Origin of the sequence: Sphaerobacter sp. (assembly GCF_019683595.1) — a bacterium.
Taxonomy (GTDB): Bacteria; Chloroflexota; Chloroflexia; order Thermomicrobiales; family Thermomicrobiaceae; genus Sphaerobacter.
On record NZ_JADGHZ010000185.1, the window covers coordinates 1 to 6,703 of the forward strand.

Annotated in this window: 5 protein-coding genes; all 5 read left to right on the forward strand. The window is 68.4% G+C overall.

Annotated features, from left to right (window positions below):
* Positions 1-356 precede the first annotated feature (356 nt).
* The 5 genes from IRZ30_RS14590 (at position 357) to lysX (ending at position 5,909) form a co-directional block, all read left to right on the forward strand.
* Positions 357-698, forward strand: coding sequence for a hypothetical protein (locus IRZ30_RS14590; RefSeq protein ID WP_294086199.1), 342 nt, complete (start codon positions 357-359; stop codon positions 696-698).
* A 66-nt stretch (positions 699-764) separates the two neighbouring features.
* Positions 765-1,274, forward strand: coding sequence for a flavodoxin domain-containing protein (locus IRZ30_RS14595; protein WP_294086200.1), 510 nt, complete (start codon positions 765-767; stop codon positions 1,272-1,274).
* Positions 1,275-1,348: 74 nt separating this feature from the next.
* Positions 1,349-2,203 carry a DUF6544 family protein gene (locus tag IRZ30_RS14600; protein ID WP_294086201.1) on the forward strand — a complete coding sequence of 285 codons (855 nt, stop codon included), beginning with the start codon at positions 1,349-1,351 and terminating at the stop codon, positions 2,201-2,203.
* Positions 2,204-2,577: 374 nt separating this feature from the next.
* Positions 2,578-4,107 (forward strand): Nramp family divalent metal transporter, encoded by a 1,530-nt coding sequence (locus tag IRZ30_RS14605; RefSeq protein WP_294086202.1) that lies wholly within the window; start codon positions 2,578-2,580, stop codon positions 4,105-4,107.
* A gap of 893 nt (positions 4,108-5,000) precedes the next feature.
* Positions 5,001-5,909, forward strand: a complete 909-nt coding sequence (gene lysX / locus IRZ30_RS14610) for a lysine biosynthesis protein LysX (protein WP_294086203.1) — start codon at positions 5,001-5,003, stop codon at positions 5,907-5,909.
* The last annotated feature ends 794 nt before the right edge of the window (positions 5,910-6,703 follow it).

Below are 6,703 nucleotides of genomic sequence, written 5' to 3' on the forward strand. Positions count from 1 at the left end.
GGCATGAGACACCCCGTTTCCACGTGCGGCTCGCGCCCCCGAGGCGCTTGACCAGACTACGCGCATGATACCGCAGCGCCGGACACCGGCAGCGGGGGAGGCGCCGTGCCGGTGACCATGCGCGCGCCGCGTTGCCGGGTCTGTGTCGCGCAACGTGTCGCCGTCCTCACTGTTGCAACCCTGCAATACCCGGCCGGTTCGCCACGCACCTCTGTCATGCACTCCACCGTACGCTCGACCTGGAGATGCCGCGTGGGCGTGCGGCTGGGACTGGGAGGTCCACGATGGTTGCGCTTCGCCGAGGGCGGGCCGCTGGGTCTGGCACGTCTGACCCGGCTCTGTGGCTTGCCGTGGGGATGGCTCTGCTGGCGGCCCTCAGCTACGTGCTGATCGGGCTGGAGGTGCTCGGGGTCGGCGACCTGGCCGCGTCCGAGCGCCCGGCCGGGATTATCTTCGCCGCCGCGGGCGGCTACGTGCTGGGTGGGTTGCTGATCCTGCTTCGCCGGCGCTGGCTCTGGGTGGTCGGCGCCGTGATCAACGCGATGGTGATCTCCATGTTCCTCATGGGCTATCTGGACCGACCGGCGGTGCTCTTCTCCCCTGGTGGGTTGGTGACGAAGGTCGTTCAGGTCGTCTTGGAGTGTGCCCTGCTCTACCTCATCGTGACCGGGGCGCACCGGGCGCGGGCCGTGTCCTGAGCGCCTGGCGGCACAGCGAGCGGACGAGCCCATCGCCCGCGCGCCGACGCGGCAGGAGGTTCCGACATGCGCGTGTTGATCGCCGTCGCCAGCCGGCACGGCAGCACGTACGAGATCGCCGAGGTGATTGCCGCCGAGCTGCGGGCCGCCGGTGACGTCGTCGACCTGCGAGCTGCGGCGGATGTCGACAGCCTGGAGGCGTACGACGCCGTGGTCCTCGGCAGTGCCGTCTACATGGGGAAGTGGCTGCCGGAGGCCCGGCAGTTCGTCACGCGACACCGCGCGCGGCTGGCGGCCATGCCGGTCTGGCTCTTCAGCAGCGGGCCGCTGGGGCACGACGATCCGAAGCCGGTGGGTGACCCCGCCGACCTGGACGACCTGCTCCAGGCGACCCAGGCTCGGGGGCACCGCATCTTCGCCGGCAAGCTGGACATGCGGGGGCTGAGCATCGGCGAGCGGCTCATCGCGAGGATGGTGAAGGCGCCGGAGGGCGATTTTCGCGACTGGGACGCCATCCGTGCCTGGGCTCGGGAGATCGCCACTGAACTGCCCGCACACCCGGCGAGCGCGGGCTGAGCGTGGAGCCGCCCCCACGGCCGCGCCACAGCCGGGAGGCGCCGGAGGGGTTCGACGGGATGGAGCATCGCACCATGAAGAGACTCCTGAGATGGATCACCAGCGCCGTCGTGGTGGGACTGGCTGTCGGCGCAACGGCGGTAACCCTCGGACAGCGCAACATCACGCGGATGGTCCGCCGCGACATCTCGGCGCTGCTGACCAGCGCGGAGCCGGCCCCGGCGGGGGTGGTCACCGACGCCATGCTGCACGATCTCCCCGAGCCGGTGCGGCGCTATCTCACCTACAGCGGCGTGGTCGGGAAGCCGATGGCCGGCACGGTCCACCTGAAGCAGACCGGGCAGATGCGGCTCAGCCCCGGCCAACCGTGGATGCCCCTCACCGCACAGCAGTGGTTCTCGGTGCGCCCGGCCGGGTTCGTCTGGGACGGCACGGTGCGGCTCGGCCCGCTCCCCGTCGCGCGCGGCCGGGACATGTACCTGGACGGCGCGGGGCACATGCTGATCAAGGCCGGTGGGGTCGTCACCGTGGCCGATGCCGGTGGGCCGGAGATGGATCAGGGCGCGCTCATGCGCTACCTGAGCGAGCTGATCTGGCTCCCCACCGCGTTCCTCGAAGAACAGATCGCCTTCGAGCCGCTGGATGAGCGGTCGGTCCGGGTGACGCTCTCCGACCGCGGTCGGCGCGTCAGCGGAACCATGTACTTCGACGACCAGGGCCGTTTCACCCGCTTCGTCGCGCAGCGCTACCGCAGCGTCGACGGCGGGCAGGAGTTGACGACCTGGTCGGCCGAGGCGCTGGAGTACGGCGAGCGCGGCGGGCTGATGCTGCCCGTCCGGGCACGGGCGAGTTGGACGCTGCCGGATGGGGATTTCTCCTACATCGACCTCACGATCACCGAGGTGGTCTACGACCCGATCCGACCATAGAGACGGTGCGGCCTCGGCGCGAGCAGATCATACGGTTAGATTCGTGTACGTCGCGTATGTGACAGGATGCACAGAGTTGCGATGTTCCTACGCGCGTGCTAGAGTGGATCCAGCTACGCACCCGTTGATGAGTGGGTTCGGTGGCGCCGATGGTGGAGACCACGACGCGTCTGGTTCGGGGTCGCCAGTTTCGTGTGCCCTGGCAACCCCGTGCGACCGATCCTGCGGTGGCTCAGGCGGTGGTGCCGTACCGCAGTCGACCTCCTCCATGCCTCCGCGGTGTGCCGTGAGGCACTCCCGCTGACCCGGTCCTCATTCTGTGACTACTCCTGGGGCGTTCGGTTGATGGCGCTGACATCACCCGGAGGTGGCGCATGACGATCACCGAAGACGCGAGCGTTGCATCCCCCAAGGGGTATCCGTTGGGCCATACCAGGCCACCGCTTGACGTCGAAGACCTGCCCGAACCGGAAGAGGTCTTCAAAGTTCCCCACATCGGTCCGAAACAGGCCATCACCCATGTCATCGGCCCGAGCCTCATCGCGCTCGGCATCTCAATCGGTAGCGGCGAGTGGCTGCTGGCTCCCCTCGGCGTCGCATCCTACGGTTTCGTCGGTATTGGTTGGGTCATCCTGATCTCGGCGGTCCTGCAGACGTTCTACAACATGGAGATCAGCCGCTACATCATGGCCACCGGTGAGGTGCCGATCCTGGGTTTCGCGCGTGTGGCGCCCGGTGCCATTTTCTGGATCGCCGTCTCACTGGCGATTCTCTATATGGCCAACATCTGGGGCGGCTGGGCCGCCGGTGCGGGCGAGAGCCTCTATGTGCTCTTCACCGGCGATCTAGTCGATACCCCGAGCGAGCGCACGACCGCCCGCTTCCTGGCCTTCGGGCTGATGCTCCTGGTGCTCGCGATCACCCTCGTTGGGCGGAAGATCGCCCGCACGCTTGAGCTGGTCAACTGGGTCATCGTCGGCTTCATCGTCGTGACCCTACTCATCGTGGACCTGATTGTCGTGCCCTTCTCGACCTGGGCCACGGCACTGCGTGGGCTGGTCACGCCCGCCCTGCCGCCGTCCGGCGTCGATGCCACGGTCATCGGCGGGATCGTCGGCTACACCGCGCTCTCGTCCGGCCTCAACTGGTACGCGATGAACTACTACCGCGACCACGGCTACGGCATGGGCTACCGGGTCGGATTCATCGCCGGGCTGATCGGCGGCCAGCAGGAGACCATCTCCCCGAACGGGAAGACCTTCCCCGTCACGCCGGCGAACGAGCGGCGCTGGAAGCGCTGGTTCCGCCTGCTGATGCTCGACCAGTGGGTGGTCTTCTTCGGCGGGGCGGTCATCGGCATCTTCCTGACCACGTTGCTGGTGTCGCACCTGGCTGGGATGCCCGGTGAGGCCGCGCCGACACGCGAGACGATGCCGACCTACGCGGCCGACGTCCTTTCGCGCCACTACGGCTCGTTCTTCTACTACTGGGCACTGCTGATGGGCTTCTTCGTCCTGTTCAGCACCCAGATCGGCATCTACGAGGGATTGGTCCGCAACGTGGCCGACGGGCTGTACGGCACCAGCGAGCGGTTCCGCCGGTTCCTGGCGGGCGACCCGCGCCGCTTCTACTACCCATACATGGCGGTGCTGGCGGTCGTGATCGGCATCATCCTCTTCGTGGCGCTGCCGGTCGGGTTGGTGCTGATCTCGGCCAACATGGCGAACCTGGGGGCGCTCATCTACCCGTTCTTGCTGATGTACCTGAACAGCAAGCTGCCCGGCCCCGCCCGCATGGGCTGGTGGTCCTACGTGATCCTGGTGCTCAACGTCCTCTTCTTCGGCTTCTTCTTCATCAACTTCGCCGTGTCGGAGTTGACCGGCAACCCGCTGGTCAGCTTCTAGACGGGCTGGCTGGACGGCGACCCCAGGCTGGTTCCCCTCTTCCGCGATCGGGAGAGGGGATTTCTTGTGCGTGAGGCGTGAAGCGTGAGGCGTGTTGCGTCACGCGTCATGCGTCATGCGTCCCCCTCACCCCCGGCCCCTCTCGGACGGAGCCCACCAGGGGAGAGGGGAGACATGCGCTCTACGCAGAATGCAAGACGGAACACGCATCACGCCGTACGGTGACGTATGACGGATGACGTATGACGCATCACGCACGGCTTCCTTGACGCTCGCTGCCCCCTGTGCTACCGTCTGCCGCGGACAACCGAATGCGCACCGGCGTTGATGAGGACGAGTAACCGGCAGGAACGAGACAGAGAACCGCGGGCGCTGAGAAGCGGGATCGGGAATGCCGGCGAAGAAGCCCTCGGAGCCTCGCCCCCAACGGAGCGGGCGCTGCCCTTCCTAGTAGGCGGCGACGGGAGCGGTTCCCGTTAGCGAACCGGCCGTGTCGAGATAGCGGCACGGGCTGAGGCCGTGGCCCGCGAGGGCACGGCGAAGTGGGGTGGTACCACGAGCCGGACACCGCTCGTCCCCAACCGGGGCGGCGGTTTTTTGTTTCCCCGCGCCCCGCCGGTGTCGCCGTCGATTGAGTTCGTACTGTGCCGGGAGCGTCCCGGCCCGTCCGAGAGAGGCAGAGATGCGCGACCACATGGATAGCATCATCCTGAACCCCGTGGCTCTCCTGCCGGCGCGCCGCGCCGGGTCCTCCTCGGACGCCCGCAAACCATGGTCCGTTCTCGCCGGCTCCAAAGCCAAACAGGCCCGGCGCTCGCCGCGGTGCAAACCGTCGGCGCTGCCCGCGTCTGTCGTCTTTGGAGTAGCACCTGACCGAAGAGGAGAACGGACCGATGTCGTCACCGATCCCCCACGCGCCGCAGGCGCCCCGCGTCGCGGTCGTCCACGGCCCGCTACGGGCTGAGGAGCGCCTGCTCTTCGCCGAGTTCGCGCGCCGCGGCATCGAAGTGGCTCGCATCGACGACCGCCGCGCCGTCGTCGACCTCACCGGCCGGCCCTGGGACTACGACGTCGTGATCGGGCGCAGCGTCAGCCAGCAACGGACCCTGCACACCCTGGCGATCGCCGAAGGGTGGGGCATCCCGACGCTCAACCGATCCGAGGTGGTTGCGCTCTGCAACGACAAGCTGCGCACCTCGGCCGCGATCGCCCGCGCCGGCCTGCCGCAGCCGCGCCTACTGGTGGCCTACACACCCGAGGCAGCGTTGGAGGCGATCGAGTCGCTGGGCTACCCGGTCGTGCTCAAGCCGCCTGTCGGCTCCTGGGGCCGGCTGCTGGCGAGGGTCAACAACCGTGCCGCGGCCGAGGCGCTGCTGGAGCACAAGGAGTCTCTCGGAGCGTTCCACCACGGCACCTACTACATCCAGGAGTACGTGCGGAAGCCGGGGCGGGACATCCGCGCCTTCGTCGTCGGCGACGAGACGATCTGCGCCATCTATCGTCGCTCCGGGCACTGGATCACCAACACCGCGCGCGGTGCCGAGGCGAGCAACTGCGACGTCACGCCGGAGATCGCCGAGGTATGCGGCGCCGTCGCTCGCGCGGTCGGCGGCGGGGTGCTGGCGATCGACCTGTTCGAGGACCCGGATCGGGGGCTGCTGGTGAACGAGGTCAACGCCACGATGGAGTTCCGCAACAGCATCCACACCACGGGGGTGAACATCCCGGGCCGCATCGTGGACTATGCCCTGGCGCTGGCCGCGGAGGCAGCGGAGCGCCGCGAGGCCGCCATGGCGGTGTAGTGCCGGGGGCGGGCGGTCGAGCATGTCCGTGTCCGTGGCGGCGTGAGCGGCTCTGCGCGGGCCGAAGGACCGATTCGCAGCGGGGCGATGCAAACGCGCCCATCTGCGCGGGAGGGGATCATCCGGGCCACTAGCACGCTGCCCACGGCGCTCCGAGGGCACATATCCCACGAGCGATGACGGCAGCCGGAGCGCGAGCGTGTGCTGAACCGGTTTCCCGTGTCCTGGGCTGTCGCGAAGGAGGCCGCCGGCAGCACGTGTCGGCTGGGGCGGCGCGTCGCGCTCCCACGCGAGCGGTTCGAGCGACATATCGCATTAGCTCCGGACCGACGGCACCCGCCCAATACCGGGAGGCTCATCCCGGCAGTCCCGCTGCTCAGCGTCATCAATGGACAGGGACATCCCGGCTGCTGCCTTAGGCGTGGCCGCGTCAGGGTTCTTGGAGTTTGCCGAACCACGCTGGCATGCCCGCCGTTCCGAGTTCCGCCGCGGTCGACTCGGGCGGCTGGCGACTGATGCCAAGATGGGTGGCGTGAGGATCCCCGCGGCAGGCGTGTGCCCGGGAATTATGGAGTTGGACAAGTCTGGCGTAGGTGGGTTTACGCTGTCGCACGTGCCCCGTGTTTTCGCGCCGGGCTGACGCGGTGGAAAGATCCCCGCGCGGTGGTCGGTGCCCGGGGCTCATGGCGTTTGACGAATTATGTGGGTGTCCGCTGGTCGGCCCGTGCCCGGCGGCTTTAGCCCCCGGCACCGGCCCCCGCCCCGGGGTGCCCCCCCCCCCCCACCCCCGGCCC

What these genes read in the sequence shown, in the direction of transcription:
- IRZ30_RS14605 (WP_294086202.1), top strand. Translation starts at nt 2,578, where the DNA reads ATGACGATCACCGAAGACGCGAGCGTTGCATCCCCCAAGGGGTATCCG.
- IRZ30_RS14595 (WP_294086200.1), top strand. Translation starts at nt 765, where the DNA reads ATGCGCGTGTTGATCGCCGTCGCCAGCCGGCACGGCAGCACGTACGAG.
- lysX (WP_294086203.1), top strand. Translation starts at nt 5,001, where the DNA reads ATGTCGTCACCGATCCCCCACGCGCCGCAGGCGCCCCGCGTCGCGGTC.
- IRZ30_RS14600 (WP_294086201.1), top strand. Translation starts at nt 1,349, where the DNA reads ATGAAGAGACTCCTGAGATGGATCACCAGCGCCGTCGTGGTGGGACTG.
- IRZ30_RS14590 (WP_294086199.1), top strand. Translation starts at nt 357, where the DNA reads ATGGCTCTGCTGGCGGCCCTCAGCTACGTGCTGATCGGGCTGGAGGTG.